Consider the following 21,807-nt stretch of genomic DNA (forward strand, 5'->3'; position numbering starts at 1 on the left):
ATTCCGACTGCATTGAGCAGGCCGACGGTGCGCGCCAGGCGACGCGCCGCATGCCCTCCTCGACAACAACAATGACAAACCGAACCCTTCGACGCCTTCGTCCGTTCGTGCGCGCCGCCGCGCGCCTGCTCGCATGCGGCCCGCTGCTCGGCGCGCCGCTCGCGCTGCATGCGGCCGATGCGGCAGGTCCGGACGCACAGCCGGCCTCCGGCCGCTACGTCGTCGTCGACACCGGCCATACGCCGGCCCACCCGGGTGCCACCGGCGCAAGCGGCCGCGTCGAATACCGGTACAACCTCGACCTGTCCACCGCCGTCGCGGAGACACTCGCCGCGCACGGCGACCGCGTGCTGCGCACGTCGGCCGATGGCCGCGAGATCGCGCTCGACCAGCGCTCGACGCAGGCGCCGGACGCAAATCTGTTCGTGTCGATCCATCACGATTCGATGCAGCAGCAGTTCATCGACGCGGGACGGCAGCGCGACTTCCGCGGTTTCGCCGTGTTCGTGTCCGAGCGTAATCCGCACTACGCGGAAAGCCTGCGTTGCGCGAAGGCGATCGCCGAACGCCTGGTCGCGGCCGGCGAACGGCCGTCGCTGTATCACGCGCAGCCGATCAAGGGCGAGAACCGCCCGCTGATCGATCCGCAACTCGGCATCCACCGCTTCGACGATCTCGTCGTGCTGCGTACCGCGCCGATCCCGGCCGTTCTGGTCGAGGCGGGCGTGATCGTCAATCCCGACGAGGAAAAGCGACTCGCGCAGCGCGAGACGATCCAGCGCCTCGCCACCGCGATCGCGGGCGGGATCGACGCGTGTACGGCGGCCCGGTAAAGGCGCCGCCGGTCGGTTTCAACGGTTTTCACCCAGTGAGGAGCACCACAATGATGAAGAAGAATCTGCTCGTATCCTGCACGCTGCTCGCGCTTGCCGTGCCGTTCTCCGCGCAGGCGGCCGGCTGCGGCAAACCGCGCAGCGCGTTCGACCAGGTGTACTGCAGCAGCAACGAGTTCTCGCAGGTCGACCGCGAACTGAACGACGAGTACGGCCGCGTGCGCAAGCAACTGAGCGGCGACCAGCAGGCGAAGCTGAAGACCGGCCAGCTCGCGTGGATGAAGCGGCGCGACGACCGCTGCAGCGAAACGCGCGACGACGGCTATCTCGTGAACCTGCAATGCGCGATCGACTTCACGCAATCGCGCCTGTCGTTCCTGCGCGAACGCGAGCGCGAATGCTCGAGCACGGGGTGCGTGACGGCGAAGCTCGGCGAGTAAGGACGGTGCAGGTGCGGCGCGACACCGCACCTGCATGCACGCCCGATTCACGGCGTTGAACGGGGCTGCTTCATCGTTGTATCCCGCAACCGGTCAAACCACGCACGCATGCCCTCGAAAACGACCACGATCGCCATCCGCACAGCCACGCCGGCCGATGCCGCAGCCATCGCCGCGATCCACGTCGCATCGTGGCGGGCAACCTACGACGGCATCATGCCGGCGTCGTTCCTTGCAGGTTTGTCGGTCGAACAACGTACCGACTTCTGGCACCACGCGCTCGCGGCAGGCGAAACGCGCGTCACGGTCGCATTCGACGCAGACGGCGTGACGGGCTGGGTCGCGTACGGCACGACGCGCGACGCCGACAAGGATCGCGCGTGGGGTGAAATCCACGCGATCTATCTGCATCCGCTGCATTGCGGCAAAGGAATCGGCAAGGCGCTGGTCCGGCATGCTTGCCGGTCGCTGCACGACGGGGGGCATGCATGGGTGTCGCTCTGGGCAATCGTCGAGAACCGCCGCGCGCGCGCGTTCTACGAACGTGAAGGCTTCGTCGCCGAAAGCGACATCAAGACGTTCGACATCGACGGGACGTCGATCGACGAAGTGCGCTACTGGCGCGCACTTCCATAGTCCGCGCCGGTCGGCGCAGCACGTCAAAGAAACCACCGATACTCGCGCGCCCCGATCTCGTTGCGAAAATCCAGTTCCTCCTGCCGCTTGTTCTCGCAATACACCATCACGAATTCACTGCCGAGCCCGTCGCGCACGGCCACGTGATCCTGCATCGCCGCGACGGCCGACAGCATCTCCTTCGGGAAATCGATCCCGCTGCCGCGATCGTCGTTGAGCGGCGCGATCGGCTCGATCCGTGCGTCGAGCCCATGCTCCATCCCGGACAGGATCGCCGCGAGCACCAGGTACGGATTCGCGTCCGCGCTCGCGAGCCGATGCTCGATGCGCAGATTGCGCGCATCCGATTCCGGAATCCGGATGCACGCGTCGCGATCCTCGAAGCCCCAGCTTGCACGGCTCGCCGCATTCACCATCGAGCCGTAGCGGCGGAACGCATTGTGGTTCGGCGCGAATACCGGCATGCAGTGCGGCAGCAGCGCGAGGCAGCCGGCCACCGCATGCCGCAGCGGCCGCTGCGCGTCCGCTGCGAGCAGGTTGCGGCCCGCGTCGTCATACAGGCTCACGTGCACGTGCATCCCGCTGCCCGGCGCATGCAGGTACGGCTTGCCCATGAAGCTCGCACGATAGCCGTGCTGCAGCGCGACGCCGCGCGTGCTGCGGCAGAACAGCGCCGACCAGTCGGCCGCGCGCAGCGCGTCGTCGGTATGGCCGAAGTTGATCTCGAACTGGCCGGGCCCGAGCTCGGCCGTGATCACCGTCGCGTCGACGCCCTGCTCGCGCGCGGCCTCGACCATCTCGTGCAGCACATCGGAAAACCGCGACAGGCGTTCGATGTGCATGTTCGGCTGGTCGTCGCGGTCGTCGCTCAAGCGGTCGCGCGGATACTGCGGCAGCCCGTCCGCGAGTTGCGCGGCGAACAGGTAGAACTCGAGCTCGAACGCGACGACCGGCCGGATGCCGCGCGCCGCGAACCGCCGCAGCACGCGCGCCAGCACCTCGCGCGGCTCGAACTCGATCGGCGCGTCCGTGCCGTCGGAGCTGATCAGCATCTGCGCGAGCGGCTGCCGCTCCCAGCGCACCGGCTTCAGCGTGCCGGGAATCAGGCGGCGCGGCGCGTCGGGGTCACCGTCGTTGAAGCAGTAATCGCCGATCTTGTAGAGGCCGCCCTGCGTGCCGAGCAGCACGCAGTTCTGCGGCAGCTTCAGCAACGAGCCCGACGCGACCTTCTCGAGCGCATCGATCGGATAACGCTTGCCGTAGAAATGACCCGGCAGGTCGAGACAGATCAGGTCGACATAACGGATCTCGGGATGCGCCTGCCGGAATGCGCGGACTTCATCGACCAGCACGGGAACGACGTCAGCCATGTCTCATCCTTTCCATGTCTTGTATGACGGTGCCGCAGCGCGGCGAACCGGACTCATCGGCATGCGGCACGTCACATGCCCGATGTCGATCAGTACTGCAAACCAGCAGCACGGCGCGACGATCCGTGGGACCGCCCGCCGGCGAACTCAGGTGAACACCCAGATCACGCGCGCCGGCGCGTCGCCCAGGTTCGCGTAACGAAACCGCTTGTGCGCGGGAAGCTGGAATGCGTCGTTCGGGCCGAGCGTGACGGGCGTGTCGTCGCCGTCGATCCAGATCGTCAGCTCGCCTTCGAGCACGAAGCCGCCCTGCTCGTCGCTGTCGTCGACGGAGCGCTCGCCGCTGCTCGCGCCGGGCGCGAGATGGCTCTCGAGGATCGAGAAGCGCGAGCGCATGTTCGGCGACACGAGGATGTCCGTGATGCCGGCCGCGTAATACACGGTGCGCCGCTCGTCGGGCCGCGTGACCCACGGCACGCTGCGCGGCTTGCTCAGGCTGTAGAAATACGTGGTCGGCACGCCGAGCGCCTCGCCGATCGCGGTGAGATCCGCGACCGTCGGGCGCGACAGCCCGCGCTCGACCTGCGACAGAAAGCCGACCGAGCGGCCGATCCGTTCCGCGAGATCGTTGAGCGTGACCTTGCGATGCTTGCGCAGGTCGCGGATCAGGATCGCCAGACTTTCTATCTCTTCCTGTTCGTTCATGATGAGTTCCGGTACGTCAGACGGTATCGCGCAAACGGTACCAGGCCTTGCCGATCGCTTCCAGCGGCGCGGCGAGGCGGTCGCCGCCGGGAAAGCGCGGGTTGCGGATGCGCTGGTACTGCGCGAGCAGGCGATCGTCGCCGAGCACGGCATCGGCGACCGCGCGCGCGCCGGCGAGCGTCGGCAGCACGCCGTGCCCCGAGAAGCCCTGCAGCCAGAAGCGCTGGCCGCGGCGGCCGATGTCCGGCGTGCGGCGCATGCTGATGTCGATGTGACCGCCCCACACGTAGTCGAGCGGCACGCCGGCCAGTTGCGGGAACACGCGTTCGAGATGCGGGCGCGTCGCGGCCGCGATGTCGGCCGGAATCCCGCCGAGATACGTGCAGCCGCCGCCGAACAGCAGGCGGTTGTCGGGGCTCAGGCGGAAGTAGTCGGGCACGAACTGGTTGTCGATCACACAGCTGTTCCGCGGCAGCAGCGAGCGGGCGACGTCCGCCGAAAGCGGCGCGGTCGCGACCTGGTAGGTGCCGACCGGCAGCAACCGGCGCGACAGTTCGGGATCGAGCCGGTCGACGTACGCGTTGCACGCGAGCACCAGCACGTCCGCGCGCACTTCGCCCTGCGCGGTGCGTGCGACGTGACCGCCGGCCGTCTCGCGACAGTCGAGCACGCGGCTTTGCTCGAAGATGCGGCCGCCGGCCCGTTCGATCGTCTGCGCAAGACCGAGCGCGAGCTTCAGCGGATTCAGATGGCCGGCCTCGGGATCGTAGAGCGCGGCGAGATAGCGCGCGCTGCCGATCCATTCGGGCATCTCGTCCTGCCCGATCACGCGCAGCCGGTCGTAGCCCCAGCGCTGCGCGGCTTCGTCGCGGGCCTGTGCGAGCAACGCAACGCGACGCGGCCGCACCGCGGCCCACAGGCTGCCGGGCCGATAGTCGATGTCGAAGCCGTGCCGCGCGGGCAGTTCGCGCACTTCGGCCGCGGCCCAGCGCATGCTGTCCCACAGCATGCGCGCGCCGTCGCGGCCGAGCGAATCCTCGAGCGGCTGCATGTCGCACGACCAGCCGAGCAGCGCCTGTCCGCCGTTGCGGCCCGATGCGGCCCACGCGACGCGGCTCGCTTCGAGCACCACCACGCGCTTGCCCGCGAGCGCCAGGCGCAACGCCGTGTGCAGCCCGCTGAAGCCCGCGCCGACGACCAGCACGTCGGCGTCGATGCGTTCGTCCAGTTCGGGACGCCGCGGGATCGGCGCCGGGTAGGTGCCGGCGTAGTAGCTTGCGACGTGACGGTCGGACTGCACGAACATGCGGGCTCCCGTGAAATTTCAGTCGTCCAATTTCATGAAAAATTAGCACGTCAATTTCACGGAGGCAAGCGGGAGGATGGGATCGTCGTCGTTGGGAAAATGAAGGCTCGCAGGGCGCCGGCACGACGCTTGCGTCCGCAGCCCGGCACGCCCCCGCCGCCCGTATCTTTTTCCATGCCCGGCGAGCGCCGATAACGCGTACGGCAACGACCGACGACACCGCACCGATGCAACGAGGCTCCCCGCATGACGACGCCATTCAAGCCGGGCGACCACGTCCGCTGGAATTCCGAAGCCGGTTACGTGACCGGCACGACCATCGCGATCCACACGCAGGATTTCGACTACAAGGCTCATCGCGAACACGCATCGCCCGACGATCCGCAATACGAGATCAGGAGCGACCGCACCGACCACATCGCCGCGCACCGCGGGCACGTGCTCGAACGCGTTGCCGGCAAGGACGATTCGTGGCGCTCCCGTTCTACACGATCGGCCATTCGAACCGCACGCTCGACGCGTTCATCGAGATGCTCGACGCGTCCGACATCGCGCTGCTCGCCGATATCCGGAAGATGACGCGTTCGCGCACGAATCCGCAGTTCAACGAAGCAACGCTTCCCGGCGAGCTGGCCGCGGCCGCCATCGCCTACGAGCACATCGCCGCACTCGGCGGCCTGCGAGGCAAGTCGCTCGGCGTGCCCGACGACGTCAACGACTTCTGGACGAACCGCAGTTTCCATCGCTACGCCGATTACGCGCTGTCGCCCGAGTTTCGAGCGGGCCTCGACAGCTGATCGCGCAAGGGCACCGGCAGCTTTGCACGATCATGCGTTCGGAAGCCATGTCGTGGCGCTGTCATCGGCGCATCGTGTCCGACTACCTGATCGCGCGCGGCGAAACGGTGCTGCACATCATGGGCAAGAACCGCGTGGAGCCCACGCGTCTTACTGCCGGCGCGGTGATCCGGGACGACGGTACGATCGTCTATCCGGACGTCGAAGGCGATGCGCCAGCGGAAACGCCGACACGCAGCCGAACGCGTGACGCGACACCGGTCGGGTGCGTAACGGCGCGGGCGAAACGCGAAACGGCGCGAAAGCATCACGCCCGACGCAACGCCCACGTCGATCAGCCGCGCCCCCTGCAACGCTGCGCGCCGGCCCGCTTTGCGCCGCCGCGATCCTGCATTACCATCGGGCGTCCGCCGCGCGTACCCGCGCGCCCCGCCACTTCTCCGCTTCCGCACCAATGCTCGCCCTCATCATCGTCGCCGGCCTGTGGGCCGGCCTGCAAAACGCCCTCGCGGGCGGCGGCTCGTTCGTCACGCTGCCCGCGCTGATCGTGTCGGGAATGTCGCCGCTCGCGGCGAACATCACGTCGACGGTCGCGCTGTTTCCCGGCCAGGTCACGACAGGCTGGGCCAGCCGGAACATGGTGCGCGGCGCGGGCAAGCTGTCGTTTCGCGCGCTGTTCGCGATCAGCGTGGTCGGCGGCGCGCTCGGCGGCCTGCTGCTGCTGAAAACCCCGTCGTCGATCTTCTCGCACCTCGTGCCGTGGCTCGTGCTGTTCGCGACGGTCGTGTTCGCATGGGGCAGCTTCTTCCGCAAGACCGGCGCCGGCACGCAGCATGTCGGCCCCGTCACGGCCGCGATCTCGCAGTTCCTGATCGCGATCTACGGCGGCTACTTCGGCGGCGGCATCGGCTTCCTGATGATGGCCGCGCTGACGATGGCCGGCCTGTCGCCGCGTCACGCGATGTCGACCAAGAACGCACTCGCGGGCGTGATGAACGCGTCGGCGGTCGTGCTGTTCCTGACCTCGCCGCACCTCCACTGGCAGGCGGCGATCGCGCTCGGCGGCGGCGCGATCGTCGGCGGCCTGCTCGGCGCGTGGGCGCTGCACCGCGTGAACGAACGCGTGCTGCGGATCGCGATCGTCTGCATCGGCGCCGCGCTGACCGTGGGGCTGTTCGTCAAGCCGATCTGACGCGCGCGCCCCGATCGCGCCGACGGCACGCATGCCGTCGGTCGCGACGAACTCGCCATCGATCGGCAGGCGCCCCGTGCGCCGAGCGATGGCGGGCAATGCGCCCGCCTCGATGTCGCGGCGGATTCGCGGGCGCGGCGGGCGGCCTGCGCGCCCCGCTCGTCAATGCTTGCAGGCGCGCGCGTTCAACCGAACGGCCGCACGCCGATCAGCGGGCCGTGCAGGAACCAAGCGAAGACGGCCCATACGACGAGCCCGGCGACGATCGTCACGGCATCGCCCGACAGGCTGCCGGCCGGATAGCGGACGCCGTTGCGGCGATCGCGCGCGCGCCACACGACGAAATCGACCAGCGACCACACGAAGAATGCGCCGAACAGCACGACCGCGTGCAGCGTGCCGTTCGCGAGCAGGTGCGCGATCGCCCATACCATCACGCCGGCCACCATCGGATGGCCGACGAGCGTCTTGATGCGGTTGCGCGGCACGTAGGACGCGGCAATCAGCACGAACGCGATCGCGGTCAGCATGCCGGTGAGATGGCGAACGCCGACGGGCGACACCCACAGCAGCGTCCCGCCCTGGCGCGCGATCCCGTAACCCCAGATGATCAGCACGAAGCCGACGATCGACGCGATCGCATAGGGGCCCTTCCAGCGTTTCTCGCCGATCCGCTCGATGGTCGCGGATCGCCAGCCGTCCGCGACGATCCGAATCGAATGCACACCGAGGAAGATCGCTAAACCGAGAATCAGGACGAGCATCGGTTGTCTCCGTCTGGAACGATGAGTGGGGAATCATTCGCGCGGCTTTCGATGCGCCGTTCGCGAGGCCGGCGACACGGCCGGCGCGGGTCGCGCCAGACGCGGACGCGATCCGCGCCGATCATAAACGCCGTAGCCGCCGTTGTGAAGCATGACGCACGCACGGTTCGGCAAGGTTGATGCTTTCGTACATCCCGTGCGGTTGGCAGGAATCTGGCGCATCTCCCCACGCTTCGCGAGTCGCAAACTCAGGACAACGTAAATCGTCGCGCAGCGACGATGGGCGGCCGGCGCTACGGTTACTTGCGCTTCGCCACGGATTTCGTGGCCCGTTTCGAAACAGGTTTCGGCGCCGCTTTCGCGGAAGGTTTCGCGGACGCTTTCGCAGCCGGCTTCACACTCCGTTTCTCAGCCGGCGTTGACGCCGCTGCCGTCTTCGGCTCCGCAGGCGGCTTCGGCGCCGCCTTCCCCTTCGCCTTGCGCTTCGGCGCCCCCGCCAGCAACGCCGCCCGATACGCGCCGCGGCACCAGTCGAACAGCGCGCCCGCATCCTCCAGCACGTCGGCCGGCGTTTCGTAATAACCCTCGAGCGCAACGGTGCGCGTAGGGCGCTCATACGAGAACGGCCCCATCCCTGCCGCCACGAACGCGGGACGGTTCACGTCGTCGACGCGCAGGAACAGCGACCCGCGCGACATGAAGCCGAACATCACGCCGTCGAGCCGCATCGCGGCGCCGCTGAAGAACCGCGCGACCTCTACCTTGCCGAGCGGCGCGAGCCGGTACGCGATCTCCTCGCCGTGCGCCTTCTCCGATTGCCAGCTCATGCGGGCTCCGTGCAGCGCCGTGTCCACACGTCGAGTTCCGCGTCGTCGAAGCCGACGGCCGCCGCGCTCTCGCGGATCTGCCGCCACGTCGCGCGATCGACCGGAATGCCGTCCACGCCGCGTGCGGCGCGGCTCGCCTCCTCCGGCTCGCCGGGCATCCGCACCGGCGCATCGCCCGCCTGCGGCGACGCCTTCGCCCATTCGACGAACGCATCGGCTTCGCGCTGCGCATCGGCCGCATCGAACGCGTCAGGATCGATCAGCACCGACAGCATCCCGTTGACGATCGCGCTCGTCTTCTGCAGCGTGTCGCCGTAGGTCGTATGCCCGCCGACCAGCGCGCCGCCGAAGATCTCGCACATCGCGGCCAGCGCATACCCCTTGTGCAGCCCGAACGGCAGCAGCGCGCCGAACGGCTGCTCGTGCATGACGGCCGGATCGTCGGTCGGCTGGCCGCGATGATCGATCAGCGACCCGGCCGGCACGCGCTTGCCCTGGTTGTACGCGACCCGCGTCTTGCCGTAAGCGATCGCGCTCGTCGCGAAATCGAGCAGCAGCGGCGGCCGCCCCGCGCGCGGATACGCGGCGCAGAACGGATTCGTGCCGAAGCGCGCATCGGTGCCGTGCAGCGGCGCGACGAGCAAGTCGCCCGGCACGTTGACGAAATGGAACGACACGAGCCCCGAGCGCGCGCACTGCTCGGCCCAGTGCCCGATGCGGCCGAGGTGATGGACGTCGCGCAGCCCGATCGCGCAGATGCCCATGCGTCGCGCGCGCTCGATGCCTTCGACCATCGCCTCGAATGCGATCACCTGGCCGAAGCCGCGTCCGCCGTCGATGGTGAGCACCGCGCCGCCGTCGCGGACGATCGACGCGTGCCCGTTCAACTGCAACTGCCCTTCCCGCCACGACGCGACGTAGTTCGGGATCATCCCGATCCCGTGCGAATCGTGCCCGGCCAGATTCGCGCCGACCAGGTGATCGGCGACGAGCCGCGCCTCGCGCTCGCTGCTGCCGACCCGCTCCCAGAGTGCCGCGACGAACGCGTGCAGCGGTTCGGCGCGCATGCGCAGCGGGTCGGTATCGGGGGTCGGCAGCGCGGTCATCGGCAAGGCTCCGTCAGGTCGGGTTGGATCCGGTCGGGTCGGGACAGACGGCGCGAACGCTCAGCGCGCGGACGCGATCACGTCCGCCACCGCCGCGGTCAGCTTCTTCGCGTACGGCACGTGCAGGAACTCGTTCGGGCCGTGCGCATTCGACTTCGGCCCGAGCACGCCGCACACCATGAACTGCGCGGACGGGAAGCCGGCCTGCAGCACGTTCATCAGCGGGATCGTGCCGCCGAGGCCCATGTACGCGCAGTCCGCGCCGAAGTGGCGGCGCGACGCGGCGTCGAGCGACGACGCGAGCCACGGCGCGAGATCCGGCGCGCTCCAGCCGGTCGCGGCGCCCGCATCCGGCTTGAACGTGACCTTCGCGTTGTACGGCGGATCGAGTTCGAGCAGTTCCTTCAGTTGCTGCACGGCCTGAGCGGCATCGACCAGCGGCGGCAGGCGCAGCGACAGCTTGAACGCGGTGCGCGGACGCAGCACGTTGCCCGCGTCGGCGAGCGCCGGCAGGCCGGCCGCGCCCGTCACCGACAGCGACGGACGCCACGTCGAGTTCAACAGCGCCTCGCGCGGATCGGTGGTGGTCGGCAGCACCGGCTTGCCGTCCGCGCCGCATGCCCACGGCAGCCCCTTCCACACGGCGTCGCCGAGGATCGCGGCGGCCGCGTCGGCCTCGCGCACGCGGCTGTCGGGAATCTCGCAATGGAACACGCCCGGCAGCAGGTTGCCGTTCTTCGCGTCTTCCAGGCGCTCGAACAGCTGGCGCATCACGCGGAAGCTCGACGGCGCGATGCCGCCGAACACGCCCGAGTGAACACCCTCCTCGAGCACCTCGACCTGCAGGTCGCCGGACACCAGCCCGCGCAGCGACGTCGTGAGCCACATCTGGTCGTAGTTGCCGGCGCCCGAATCGAGGCACACGACGAGCGACACCTGGCCGAGCCGGTCGCGCAGCGCATCGACGTACGGCAGCAGGTCGTAGCTGCCCGACTCCTCGCAGGTCTCGATCAGGCCGACGCAGCGCGGGCGTTCGACGCCCTGCTCGTCGAGCGCGCCGAGCGCGGCGAGGCTCGCGTAGATCGCGTAGCCGTCGTCCGCGCCGCCGCGGCCGTACAGCTTGCCGTTCTCGAACTTCGGCGTCCACGGGCCGAGGTCCGCGCGCCAGCCGTCGAATTCGGGCTGCTTGTCGAGGTGGCCGTACAGCAGGATCGTGTCGGTGCTGCCCGAGCGGGTTGCGGGGGTTTCGAAGAAGATCACCGGCGTGCGGCCGGGCAAGCGCACGATCTCGAGCTTCAGGCCTTTCACCGGCTGGCGTTCGGCCCACTGCGCGGCATCGGTGACGACCCGTTCGAGATAGCCGCGCTTCGCCCAGTCGGGGTCGAAGGCGGGGCTCTTCGCGGGAATCGCGATGTAGTCGGTCAGTGCGTGGAGGATTTCATCGTTCCACTTGCGCTCGACGAAGGTAACGAGCTTGTCATGGTCGAGGACGGGGGTAGTGTCGACGGAGGTCATGGTGGGGTGCCTGGATAGGGCTGACGAAAAACCGGATGATACGCCGATGCCCCCGCCCCGGGGCGCTTTCCGTGCCGTATTCGGGGCCCGTTCGGGCCCGTTTCCCGCAGCGCGTCGCGCACCCGCTCAAACGGCCTGCGGGAATGCGTCGCACAACCCCGCCGCGCACGCGATCGCGTCGTCCCACAGCCGCCGGGTCAGCACCCCGGCATCCTCTTCCCGCGCGAGTGCCGCGGCCTCGCCCGACCACAGCAGCGAGAAATCGTCGCGCCCCTGCCGCTCGAACGCGACGCGCAGCGGATCGACTGCCGCCGTCGCGAGCGGGAACGCGGGCGCAAGCGCGCTCATCGGCCCCTGCTCGCGCATGAAGCGCGTCAGCAGGCCGCGTCCGGGGCGGCCCGTGTAGAGGTTGGTCACGCGCGTGCCGTCGTCGCGTGCGGCCCGCAGCGCCGCGCGGTGCTGCGTCGAGCGGCCGGCTTGCGGCGTCAGCAGGTAGCCGGTGCCGATCTGCACCGCGCGTGCGCCGAGCGCGAACGCGGCCGCGATGCCGCGGCCATCGGCGATCGCGCCGGCGGCGATCACCGGCGCGCGCACCGCGTCGACGAGCTGCGGCAGCAGCGCGAACAGGCCCGGCTGCGCGTGGATGTCGTCGGTCAGGAACATCCCGCGATGCCCGCCCGCCTCGGCGCCCTGCGCGACGATCGCATCGACGCCGCGCGCATCGAGCCAGCGCGCTTCCTCGACGGTCGTCGCGGACGAGACGATCAACGCGCCCGTGCGCCGCACCCGTTCGAGCAGTGCTTCGTCCGGCAAACCGAAATGGAAGCTCACGACGGCCGGGCGCAGTTCCTCGACGACCGCGCACATCGCGTCGTCGAACGGCGCGCGACCGGGGCCGCCCTTCACGTCGGCCGCATCGAGCCCGGCTTCCGCGTAGTAGCCGGCCAGCGCCGCGCGCCAGCGCGCGTCGACCTCGGCATCGGGCGCGGGCGGCGCATGACAGAAGAAGTTGACGTTGAACGGCGCCGGCGTGCGTGCGTGGATCGCCGCGATTTCGTCGCGCAACTGCTGCGGGCCGAGTGCCGCGCATGCGAGCGAGCCGAGCCCGCCCGCCTCGCAGACCGCAATCGTCAGCGGGCTCAGGGAACCGACCATCGGAGCCTGGATCAGCGGCAGGCGGGAAGGCAGCATCGTCATCGGAATCACCGTTCGGTAGACGTAATCAATGGCGCGGGCGAGCGCATTTCGAGCGCTCGATAATAACCGACTAATTCAATCAGGGTTTGACGACTCACTCAGCCCGCAAATTGAATTAACCGGTTCGGCAAAAATCGATTATCCGTTCAACCTGACCCGCATCTCACCTTCACCCCGGAACCACCGTCCGGACGGCCCATACAGGCCATTCGCCCCGGTGCAGCCACCGTCATCCGCACCAAAGCGTTTCACCCTTTTCAATGATCGACATCAATATTCAAGATATTAAATTGTATCGCTTACCCTTATTCAAACCTAATTAAGATATAAGATGCTGTCGTTCAATAAAACGACGATCCATTCCGGAATCGTCGACCGGCGCCGGGCCGCGCCACCTCAACCGCATCACGACCATTCAAGGAGCCTCGCATGTCCGATGCCAGCTCGTCCTCCTCCCGTTCCGCCGCCGCGCCAGCCGCGACCGCCGCGCCGAAAATCGGCGTCATCCCCGCCACGCTGATGGTCGCGGGCAACATGATGGGCTCCGGCGTCTTCATGCTGCCCGCGAACCTCGCCGCCACCGGCGGCATCGCGATCTTCGGCTGGCTGATCACCGTCGTCGGCGCCGTGTCGCTCGCGCTGGTGTTCGCGAAGCTCGCGGCGATCGACCCGGCCGCCGGCGGCCCGTATGCGTATGCGCGCAAGGCCTTCGGCCCGTACATCGGCTACCAGACCAACCTGATCTACTGGCTCGCGAACGTGCTCGGCAACGTCGGCCTCGCGGTCGCCGGCCTCGGCTATCTCACGCACTTCTTCCCGGTCCTGCACGACCCGCTCGTGTTCGCGCTCGCGCAGATCTTCGTGATCTGGCTGTTCACCTACGCGAACATCCTCGGGCCGAACGTGGTCGGCCGCGTGCAGTCGGTCACGACGATCTTCGCGCTCGTGCCGATCCTCGGGATGGCCGTGTTCGGCTGGTTCTGGTTCAGCAAGGACGTGTACTTCGCCGGCTGGAACGTGTCGGGCGCGAGCAGCTTCGGCGCGATCGGCGCGACGCTGAACTTCACGCTGTGGGCGTTCATCGGCGTCGAGAGCGCGTCGGTGTCGGCCGGCGTCGTCGAGAACCCGTCGCGCAACGTGCCGATCGCGACCGTCGGCGGCGTCGTGCTCGCGGCCGTCTGCTACGTGCTCAGCTCGACCGTGATCATGGGAATGATCCCGAACAAGGCGCTGCTCGCGTCGAGCGCGCCGTTCGCGGATGCCGCGCGCCTCGCGCTCGGCGACACCGCCGCGAACGCGGTCGCGATCTGCGCGGCGCTCGGCTGCCTCGGCTCGCTCGCGGGCTGGACGCTGCTGGTCGGCCAGACCGCGAAGGCCGCGGCCGACGACGGCCTGTTCGCCGGCGTGTTCGCCCGCGTCAACTCGAAGAACGTGCCGTCGGCGGGCCTCGCGATCGTCGCGGTCATCATGTCGGTGCAGGTGCTCGCGACGATGTCGCCGAGCGCGAGCGAGCAGTTCGGCAAGATCGCGTCGATCGCCGTGATCATGACGCTGCTGCCGTACATCTACTCGTGCATCGCGATCAAGGTGCTCGGCTACGGCAAGATGCCGTCGCACCAGTTCACCTTCTACACGATCGTCGGCCTGATCGGCGCCGTCTACGCGCTGTGGGCGATGGTCGGCTCCGACGGCCAGCAGACGCGCTGGTCGCTGATCTTCGTGATCGCGACGATCGTGTTCTACGAGCTGTCGATCAACCGCCAGCGCGAAATCGAGGAAACCCATGTCCACCCGGGCGGCCGCTCGCCGCGCTGGGTGCGCTACCTCGCGCTCGGCGTGACCATCGTCGCGCTCGTCGCGGCCTTCTGGATCTCCGTCGGCCAACACGAGGCCGCCCGCCTTCACGCACGCTCGCCGGCCGCCGCAGCAGGCATCCCGGCAACTCAACAAACGGGGGAATGACCCATGACCGCTTCCTTGACCCAACCGGCGTTCCGCCGCCTCGGCATGAAGGCGCTGCTCGTGCAGCACGACATCGACGAACGCACGGCCACCGGACGCGCGGCCACCGCGCTCGTCGAAGAATTGCGCACGCGGCTCGTCGACGTCGTGATCGCGACCTCAGCCGAAGACGCACGCGCGGTGGTCGACGCCGATCCCGCGATCCAGTGCCTGCTGCTCAACTGGGAGCTCGGCAACGATCCCGGCCATGCGCCGGCGCAGGCCGTGCTCGACGCGATGCGTGCGCGCAATGCGACGGTGCCGGTGTTCCTGCTCGCGAGCCGCGCGAGCGCGGCGGCGATTCCCGTCGACGCGATGCGCAAGGCCGACGACTTCATCTGGATGCTGGAGGACACGACCGCATTCATCGGCGGGCGGATCGTCGCCGCGATCGAACGCTACCGCGAAACCGTGCTGCCGCCGATGTTCCGCGCGCTCGCGCAGTTCTCGCGCGTCTACGAATACTCGTGGCACACGCCGGGCCACACGGGCGGCACCGCGTTCCTGAAATCGCCGGTCGGCCGCGCGTACTTCGAATTCTTCGGCGAAGCGCTGTTCCGCTCGGACCTGTCGATCTCGGTCGGCGAACTCGGCTCGCTGCTCGACCACTCGGGCCCGATCGGCGAAAGCGAACGCTACGCGGCGCGCGTGTTCGGTGCGCACCGCACGTATCACGTGACGAACGGCTCGTCGATGTCGAACCGCGTGATCCTGATGGCGAGCGTCACGCGCAACCAGGTCGCGCTGTGCGATCGCAACTGCCACAAGTCGGCCGAGCATGCGATGACGATGTCGGGCGCGATTCCGACCTACCTGATTCCGTCGCGCAACCATTACGGGATCATCGGGCCGATCATGCCGGAACGGCTCACGGCCGCCGCCGTGCGTCTCGCGATCGACGCGAACCCGCTCGTGCGCGGCCGCGACGGCATCGACCCGACGCCCGTGCATGCGCTGATCACGAACTCGACGTACGACGGCCTCTGCTACAACGTCACGCGCATCGAGGAACTGCTCGGCCAGAGCGTCGACCGGTTGCATTTCGACGAGGCATGGTACGGCTACGCGCGCTTCAACCCGATCTACCGCGATCGCCACGCGATGCACGGCGATCCGTCGCAGCACGACGCGAGCAAGCCGACCGTGTTCGCGACACAGTCGACGCACAAGCTGCTCGCCGCGCTGTCGCAGGCGTCGTTCATCCATGTCCGCAACGGCCGCAACCCGATCGAGCACGCGCGCTTCAACGAGGCGTACATGATGCATGCATCGACGTCGCCGAACTACGCGATCATCGCGTCGAACGACGTGAGCGCCGCGATGATGGACGGCCCCGGCGGCGAGGCGCTGACCACCGACGCGATCCGCGAGGCCGTGTCGTTCCGCCGGATGCTCGCGCGGCTGCATGCGGAATGCGAGGAGAACGACGACTGGTTCTTCAACGGCTGGCAGCCGGACACCGTGGTCGATCGCAAGACGGGCCGGCGCGTGCGCTTCCATGAAGCGGACGAAACGCTGCTCGCCACCGATCCGTCATGCTGGGTGCTGCATCCGGGCGAAACATGGCACGGCTTCGGCGAGATCGAGGACGATTACTGCATGCTCGATCCGATCAAGGTGTCGATCGTCACGCCTGGCGTCGCGCCGCACGGCGGGCTGATGCCGGTCGGCATTCCGGCGTCGGTCGTCACCGCGTACCTGGACCGGCACGGGATCGTCGTCGAGAAGACGACCGACTTCACGATCCTGTTCCTGTTCTCGCTCGGCGTGACGAAGGGCAAGTGGGGCACGCTCGTCAACACGCTGCTCGACTTCAAGCGCGACTACGATGCGAACGCGCCGCTCGAGCAGGCGCTGCCGGAGCTCGTCGCGCGCTATCCGGACCGCTACGGCACGCTCGGCCTGCGCGACCTGTGCGACCTGATGTTCAGCGCGATGAGCGACCTGAAGACGACCGAGATGATGTCGCGCGGCTTCTCGACGCTGCCGCAACCCGACTTCAGCCCGGCCGAGGCGTACGAGCATCTCGTGCACAACGACATCGAGATGCTGGAACTCGCCGAGATGGCGGGCCGCACCGTCGCGACGGGCGTGGTGCCCTATCCGCCGGGCATTCCGCTGCTGATGCCCGGCGAAAACGCGGGGCCGGCCGACGGCCCGCTGCTCGGTTACCTGAAGGCGCTCGAGCAGTACGACCTGCGCTTCCCCGGCTTCACGCACGACACGCATGGCGTCGAAGTCGAGGACGGCGTGTACCGGATCGCGTGCATCAAGCAAACCGCGCGCGATACCCGCAATACCAACACGCGCTGAGCATGCGCGCCGCGACGCCGCGCCGGCAGGATGCGGCAGGCGTCGCGACGCGCGATGAACCGGCCGGTCATGCCGGCAACTGATTAACCCACGCGGCAAGCTGCGCTTCGCCTTCTTCGTCGAGCTTGCCCTTCAGTTCCCCGTACCACGGCGCGATCGCGTCGGCCGGCTGCGTGGCCTTCAGGATCTCGAGACTGTTCTCGAGGAACGACGAAAAGAACGGAATGCCGCGCATGTAGAGGAAGGTCGAATCGGTGATCCGCACGTGGCCGTACACGTCGCGCACCCACGCGAGATGCGGCAGCGCCTCGCGCAGGTGGCCGCCTTGCATCAGCGCCGAAATGAAGTTCACGCGCGCCGCGACGTCGGACTGCTCGTGCGTGTCGTGATTGACCTCGGCGGCCTTCTGCATCCACGCTTCGCCGCGCTCCACTTCGTCGCACATCACCGACGTCGTCGCGAGCTGCACCGCGTTGTGCGCGCTCGGCTCATGGTCGAACAGCGCGAGCCAGTACGGAAACGCTTCCCGGTAACGCTTCATCGCCGAGTATGAAAGCGCGCAGAGGCGCGCCGCATCGGCCAGCCGCTCCGCGTGCGGCGCGGCGGCCGCGATCGCGGCCTCGTGCCGGCCGGCCTGGAATGCCCTCAGCGCGGGCGCGAGTTCCGGCGCGATGTCGGGGCCGCCTTGTTCGTTCGTATCGTCGGATCCTTCCGTTGCTTCCGGCGCTCCGCCTGCGTCGTGCGCGGAACGCGCGGGCGCTGCCGCTTCGTCACGCGTTTTCTTTCCGAACAGCTTGCCCAGCAGGCCCATGATGATTGTCCTTGTCGTTGTCGTTGTCGTTGCGAGCGGGAATGGCGGCGCCGCATCTACGGTCGCCGCACGGCGATCGCCATCTTACGCGTGCTCGAAGTCGACAAGAAGCAAACGACGGACTCGTTCCGCCGCGGCGCGGAAAGACGCACCACTCACGCGTCCGTGGACCTCACACCGCGATCCATCCCGCGCCGGTACGCAGCCGGGCTCGTCGCCGCGACGCGCCGGAAATGCCGGCGCAACGACTCCTCGGAACCGAACCCCGCGCGTGCGGCAATCTGCGCGAGCGACAGCCCGGGATGTGCTTCGAGCATGTCCTTCGCGACGTTCACGCGCTCGCGGATCAGCCACGCGAGCGGCGACATCCCGGTTGCATCCGCGAACTGCCGCTGCAGCGTGCGCGTGCTCATCGCGGCCTGCGCGGCCAGCGACGCGAGCGTGTGCGGCTCGGCCGCGTGCGCGCGCATCCAGTCGATCAGCTTAGCGAGCCGGTCGCTGCCGCCCGGCGCGACCGGGCGCGGCACGAACTGCGCCTGGCCGCCGTCGCGATGCGGCGGCAGCACGAGGCGCTGCGCGACGCGGTTCGCGATCGCGCCGCCGTGATCGCGGCGCACGAGATGCAGCAGCATGTCGAGCCCCGCCGCCGAGCCGGCCGACGTGACGATCTGCCCTTCGTCGACGTACAGCGCGTCGGGATTCACGCGCAGCGCCGGATAGCGCGCCTGCAGGCGCTCGGCGTAGCGCCAGTGCGTGGTCACGGTGAGCCCGTCGAGCACGCCGGCCGCCGCGAGCACGAACACGCCCGAGCAGATCGAACAGAGCCGCGCGCCGCGGCGATGCGCAGCACGCAGCTTCTTCAGCAGCGGCTCCGGCGGCAGCTCGTCCGGATCGCGCCAGCCGGGAATCACGATGGTGTCCGCGCGATCGAGCATCGCGAGCCGGTACGGCGCGGCGACCGTGATGCCGCCCGCCGCGCGCACGGGCCCGGGCTCGCTCGCGCAGACCGCGAAGCGATACCAGTCGACGCCGAGTTCCGGGCGTTCGAGCGCGAACAGTTCGACCACGCAGCCGAACTCGAAGGTGCAGAGGCGCTCGTAGGCGAGCGCGACGACGAGATGATTGTGCATGGCGCGATGTTACCGGAACTTGTCGATCGCGCCACTGCCGCGACGGCCGCCGAACCGCGATACTGCCCTTCATTCCGGCGCATTCCGCGCCGTCCTTCAGGAGCGCCTTTCATGTCATACGTCACCGACGTCCCCGCCGCCGACAGCGCCACCGCCCTCGCGCACTTCGAAGCATCGCTGCGTTTCGAGACCGATTGCTGGGACGTACACGATGCGCTTGCGTCCGGCGCGCCGGATTTCGTGCTGCTCGACGTCCGGGGTCCGGAGCAGTTTGCCGCGGGCCACGTGCCCGGCGCGCGCAACCTGCCGCACCTCAAGATCGTCGCCGGCAAGCTCGCCGACCATCCGGCCGACACGCTGTTCGTCGTCTACTGCGCGGGCCCGCACTGCAACGGCGCCGCGCGCGCGGCGATCCGGCTCGCGCGCCTCGGCCGCCCGGTGAAGCTGATGATCGGCGGCGTCACGGGCTGGCTCGACGAAGGTTTCGCGTTGAGCAACGAAGTGCAGCCTGAGGGCGTCGCCATGCGCTGATCGTTATTGAAAACGCAACAATCAATTGCCGGCACACGAACGGAAAAAGCGCGACAATCAGCCTCATTGCAGTTCGGACGGAGCAGCAACATGGAACACACAGTCCTGATTCAGGTGGCCGGTTCGGTCGCAGCGATCGCGCTCTATTTTCTTCCGGCCATCGTCGCCGATCGGCGCAGCCGGCACGACAAGCTGACGATCGCGATGTTCAACGCGCTGTTCGCGTGGACGGGCATCGGCTGGCTGATGACGCTGTACTGGGCATGCCAGCCGAACCCGCAGACCGACGTCGCGCAAACCATCCTCGCGAAGCGCCGCGGCATCAGCATGCGGACCTTCTCGACCGGTCTCGTCGAACGCGTCCAACGCCGCGTCGCCGCCCAGCAACAATGGGCCGAGAAGCAAGGTTGCCGCTAGGCAGTCCCGCCTTTCCGCTTACCTCGCCGTGCCGAACTTCGGCATCCTGACATTGGTCGAGGCCCGGTAGTCCCACACCAGCCTGTCGCGCGGCGCGTCACCGCCCGCGCGCAACCACGCCCCGAACGCCCCCGCCGTGACCGCCCGCGCGATCCGCTCGCCCGGACAGCCGTGCGGCCCCGTGCCGAACCCGAAGTTCGGCCCCGGCGCGCGGCCCGGCAGCAGTCGGTGCGGCTCGCGATGCACGGCCGGATCGCGGTTCGCCGCCGCAAGCACGACCAGGATGGCCGCACCGGCATCGACGGTCACGCCGTCGATCGTCGTGCGCGACGCGACGAAGCGGCGCGTGTTCTGCACCGGCGCATCGAATCGGCCGACCTCGGCGACGAATGCGTCGAGGGCGGCCGTATCCGGCATCGCGCGTTCGCCGTCCGTGCCATCCCATGCGACCAGCACGTTGCCGAGCCACGCGGCCGTCGCCTCGCACGTCTGCGACAGCAACCCGACCAGATTCGCGACCAGCGCGCCGCTCGCGTGCCAGCCCGCGGCGCCGGCCGCCTGCTGAACCGCGGCGACGAGTGAACCGTCCTGCGCATGCGTGCGCGCGACGCGTTCCGTCATGCGGTCGAGCAGTTGCCGCGCGGCTTCGCTCGCGCGGGCCAGCGCGGCGTCGTCCGACAGCGGCGACAGCGCGGCGACGAAGTCGACGACCAGCGCGGCGACATCGTCGAGTTGCGCGCTGTCGAAGCCGAGCAGATCGGCGACCGCGCAAACGGGCACCGTCAGGCACCACACGTTCAATGCATCGGCGTCATACGGCGCGCGCAGCCGGCTGCCGGCGAGTTGGGCGGCCCGTTCGCGCAACGCGTTCGCATCGATCGGCGCGAACGCCGCGCGCAGCGCCTGCTTCGGCACGTCGTGCCGCAATGCGCCGTCGTTCATGCGCACCAGTTCGCCGAACAGCGCACCCGCCGTCGACCCGCGCAACGCGGGCGGTACCGGCGCATCGAGCGGCCTGACGCGGCACGCCGGGTGGCCGAGCACGGCCGTCACGCTCGCCGCCCGGCTCGCGACCCACAGGCCGAGCGAGGCGTCGAACGCAAGCGGCGGCCCGTCGACGAGCGTCGCGTAATACGGGTAGGGATCGCGGTGCGTGACCGCGGCAATCGGATGGGTCGGGTTCATGCGTGCAGTATCGGCGCGCCGGGCCGCCGCATGTTTCGGGTTGACGTGAAATGTCGTGGATGTCGTCGGCATGCCGGCACGGCGGGCCACGGCGATGCGGCAACCTGCGGCCGGCAAGCGGCGCGGTGCCGCGACGGGCGCGTCGTCAGGCTGCCGACCGGTAGCGGTGCCCCTGCATGCGCACGCGGACGCGCCCGGCGGAAATCGCGCGCGGTTCGGGCACTACCGTTTCGTGATGAAACATTTCCTGCCGGAAGTGGCCGCTGTCGTCGAACCACTGGCAGATCAGCCAGTCGGCATCGTCGAACACGACCGGCCCCGCGTAGGTGACGGTCATGCGCGGCCCGCCGGTTTTCAGCGTCACGACATCGCCGACGCGAACGCCACTGCGGTGATTTTCTCGGATTGTCATCGCTCTCTCGATTTTTTATATATTCATTTTCCGGCGGCCCGCTGGCAGGTCATTCGGATATGCGGGAGATTACCAATCCGATAAATAACCGGCAACTCCCGAATACGAAAAAAAACAGCGACCGGAAAATCGCAACAATATGCGGCACCGGTTCGCGTGGCGGGCGGCTGACGCCAGAACCGGCGTGGCTTGCGTGCCGGTTCCGGTCGCACCGCCGGAATACGGAGAATAATCGATGGTTTTCGCGCCGTCATCGAACTTCAAATCGGCAGCAGTTTCGATTGATTACCGTCAATCAGCTTTCGGTTGGAAACGTTCC

General features: G+C 68.4%; 20 protein-coding genes and 2 pseudogenes. 10 read left to right on the plus strand and 12 right to left on the minus strand.

The annotated features are described in order from the left end of the window. Nucleotides 1-71: 71 nt before the first annotated feature. From DIE04_RS03335 to DIE04_RS03345, 3 genes are all read left to right on the plus strand, one after another. On the plus strand, nucleotides 72-833 hold the full coding sequence (locus DIE04_RS03335) for an N-acetylmuramoyl-L-alanine amidase (protein ID WP_124522417.1): 762 nt from the start codon (nucleotides 72-74) through the stop codon (nucleotides 831-833). Nucleotides 834-883: 50 nt separating this feature from the next. Beyond that, nucleotides 884-1,273: a lysozyme inhibitor LprI family protein gene (locus DIE04_RS03340; protein ID WP_124522419.1), complete on the plus strand. Its 390-nt coding sequence runs from the start codon at nucleotides 884-886 to the stop codon at nucleotides 1,271-1,273. A gap of 108 nt (nucleotides 1,274-1,381) precedes the next feature. Then, a complete protein-coding gene (locus DIE04_RS03345) occupies nucleotides 1,382-1,909 on the plus strand; it encodes a GNAT family N-acetyltransferase (protein ID WP_124522421.1) in 528 nt (175 codons plus the stop codon). A gap of 23 nt (nucleotides 1,910-1,932) precedes the next feature. Here the strand turns inward: DIE04_RS03345 and DIE04_RS03350 are convergent, their stop codons facing one another. The 3 genes from DIE04_RS03350 to DIE04_RS03360 all read right to left on the minus strand — a co-directional run bounded on the left by DIE04_RS03350 (nucleotide 1,933) and on the right by DIE04_RS03360 (nucleotide 5,290). Beyond that, nucleotides 1,933-3,279, minus strand: coding sequence for a glutamine synthetase family protein (locus tag DIE04_RS03350; RefSeq protein ID WP_124522423.1), 1,347 nt, complete (start codon nucleotides 3,277-3,279; stop codon nucleotides 1,933-1,935). Nucleotides 3,280-3,426: 147 nt separating this feature from the next. After that, nucleotides 3,427-3,984, minus strand: a complete 558-nt coding sequence (locus DIE04_RS03355) for a helix-turn-helix domain-containing protein (protein WP_044847929.1) — start codon at nucleotides 3,982-3,984, stop codon at nucleotides 3,427-3,429. A 16-nt stretch (nucleotides 3,985-4,000) separates the two neighbouring features. Continuing rightward, complete coding sequence (locus DIE04_RS03360) at nucleotides 4,001-5,290, minus strand: FAD-binding oxidoreductase (RefSeq protein ID WP_124522425.1); 1,290 nt, start codon at nucleotides 5,288-5,290, stop codon at nucleotides 4,001-4,003. Nucleotides 5,291-5,536: 246 nt separating this feature from the next. On the opposite strand from DIE04_RS03360, the pseudogene DIE04_RS03365 reads away from it, so the two are divergent. From DIE04_RS03365 to DIE04_RS03375, 3 genes and pseudogenes are all read left to right on the plus strand, one after another. Next, nucleotides 5,537-5,761: pseudogene (locus tag DIE04_RS03365) on the plus strand (DUF2945 domain-containing protein); the annotation flags it as partial. Between the two features lie 59 nt (nucleotides 5,762-5,820). Then, nucleotides 5,821-6,632: pseudogene (locus tag DIE04_RS30330) on the plus strand (DUF488 family protein). Then, complete coding sequence (locus DIE04_RS03375) at nucleotides 6,542-7,279, plus strand: sulfite exporter TauE/SafE family protein (protein WP_124485404.1); 738 nt, start codon at nucleotides 6,542-6,544, stop codon at nucleotides 7,277-7,279. The pseudogene DIE04_RS30330 and the gene DIE04_RS03375 overlap by 91 nt, the downstream one beginning before the upstream one ends. Nucleotides 7,280-7,464: 185 nt before the next feature. Here DIE04_RS03375 and DIE04_RS03380 read toward each other — a convergent pair whose 3' ends face one another. The 5 genes from DIE04_RS03380 to DIE04_RS03400 all read right to left on the minus strand — a co-directional run bounded on the left by DIE04_RS03380 (nucleotide 7,465) and on the right by DIE04_RS03400 (nucleotide 12,688). Next, complete coding sequence (locus DIE04_RS03380) at nucleotides 7,465-8,043, minus strand: NnrU family protein (RefSeq protein ID WP_044847924.1); 579 nt, start codon at nucleotides 8,041-8,043, stop codon at nucleotides 7,465-7,467. A 299-nt stretch (nucleotides 8,044-8,342) separates the two neighbouring features. Continuing rightward, entirely contained in the window at nucleotides 8,343-8,870 is a 528-nt protein-coding gene (locus DIE04_RS30285) for a TfoX/Sxy family protein (RefSeq protein WP_124522429.1), read from the minus strand. Continuing rightward, entirely contained in the window at nucleotides 8,867-9,976 is a 1,110-nt protein-coding gene (locus DIE04_RS03390) for a malate/lactate/ureidoglycolate dehydrogenase (RefSeq protein WP_124522431.1), read from the minus strand. The genes DIE04_RS30285 and DIE04_RS03390 overlap by 4 nt, the downstream gene beginning before the upstream one ends. A 60-nt stretch (nucleotides 9,977-10,036) precedes the next feature. Beyond that, nucleotides 10,037-11,491, minus strand: coding sequence for a M20 family metallopeptidase (locus tag DIE04_RS03395; RefSeq protein WP_059506616.1), 1,455 nt, complete (start codon nucleotides 11,489-11,491; stop codon nucleotides 10,037-10,039). A 126-nt stretch (nucleotides 11,492-11,617) separates the two neighbouring features. Then, complete coding sequence (locus tag DIE04_RS03400; RefSeq protein ID WP_124522433.1) at nucleotides 11,618-12,688, minus strand: nitronate monooxygenase family protein; 1,071 nt, start codon at nucleotides 12,686-12,688, stop codon at nucleotides 11,618-11,620. A 429-nt stretch (nucleotides 12,689-13,117) separates the two neighbouring features. Here DIE04_RS03400 and adiC point away from each other — a divergent pair, with 429 nt between their 5' ends. Together adiC and DIE04_RS03410 are read left to right on the plus strand one after the other, a co-directional pair. Next, nucleotides 13,118-14,650, plus strand: coding sequence for an arginine/agmatine antiporter (gene adiC / locus DIE04_RS03405; protein ID WP_124522435.1), 1,533 nt, complete (start codon nucleotides 13,118-13,120; stop codon nucleotides 14,648-14,650). 3 nt (nucleotides 14,651-14,653) lie between these two features. Next, nucleotides 14,654-17,002: an Orn/Lys/Arg decarboxylase N-terminal domain-containing protein gene (locus DIE04_RS03410; RefSeq protein ID WP_124522437.1), complete on the plus strand. Its 2,349-nt coding sequence runs from the start codon at nucleotides 14,654-14,656 to the stop codon at nucleotides 17,000-17,002. A 67-nt stretch (nucleotides 17,003-17,069) separates the two neighbouring features. Here the strand turns inward: DIE04_RS03410 and DIE04_RS03415 are convergent, their stop codons facing one another. Beyond that, nucleotides 17,070-17,813, minus strand: coding sequence for a hypothetical protein (locus tag DIE04_RS03415; RefSeq protein WP_124522439.1), 744 nt, complete (start codon nucleotides 17,811-17,813; stop codon nucleotides 17,070-17,072). 155 nt (nucleotides 17,814-17,968) lie between these two features. Next, complete coding sequence (gene ftrA / locus DIE04_RS03420; protein WP_124522441.1) at nucleotides 17,969-18,943, minus strand: transcriptional regulator FtrA; 975 nt, start codon at nucleotides 18,941-18,943, stop codon at nucleotides 17,969-17,971. Nucleotides 18,944-19,054: 111 nt separating this feature from the next. On the opposite strand from ftrA, the gene DIE04_RS03425 reads away from it, so the two are divergent. Together DIE04_RS03425 and DIE04_RS03430 are read left to right on the plus strand one after the other, a co-directional pair. Then, complete coding sequence (locus DIE04_RS03425; RefSeq protein ID WP_124522443.1) at nucleotides 19,055-19,474, plus strand: rhodanese-like domain-containing protein; 420 nt, start codon at nucleotides 19,055-19,057, stop codon at nucleotides 19,472-19,474. Nucleotides 19,475-19,564: 90 nt separating this feature from the next. After that, a complete protein-coding gene (locus DIE04_RS03430; protein ID WP_044847914.1) occupies nucleotides 19,565-19,891 on the plus strand; it encodes a superinfection immunity protein in 327 nt (108 codons plus the stop codon). Nucleotides 19,892-19,909: 18 nt separating this feature from the next. Here the strand turns inward: DIE04_RS03430 and DIE04_RS03435 are convergent, their stop codons facing one another. Both DIE04_RS03435 and DIE04_RS03440 read right to left on the minus strand, forming a co-directional pair. Continuing rightward, entirely contained in the window at nucleotides 19,910-21,076 is a 1,167-nt protein-coding gene (locus DIE04_RS03435; protein WP_124522445.1) for a cytochrome P450, read from the minus strand. Nucleotides 21,077-21,221: 145 nt separating this feature from the next. Further along, nucleotides 21,222-21,488, minus strand: coding sequence for a YodC family protein (locus DIE04_RS03440; protein WP_044847912.1), 267 nt, complete (start codon nucleotides 21,486-21,488; stop codon nucleotides 21,222-21,224). Nucleotides 21,489-21,807: the final 319 nt, after the last annotated feature.

It is taken from the genome of Burkholderia sp. Bp8994, from assembly GCF_003853805.1.
In the GTDB taxonomy this organism is placed as follows: domain Bacteria; phylum Pseudomonadota; class Gammaproteobacteria; order Burkholderiales; family Burkholderiaceae; genus Burkholderia.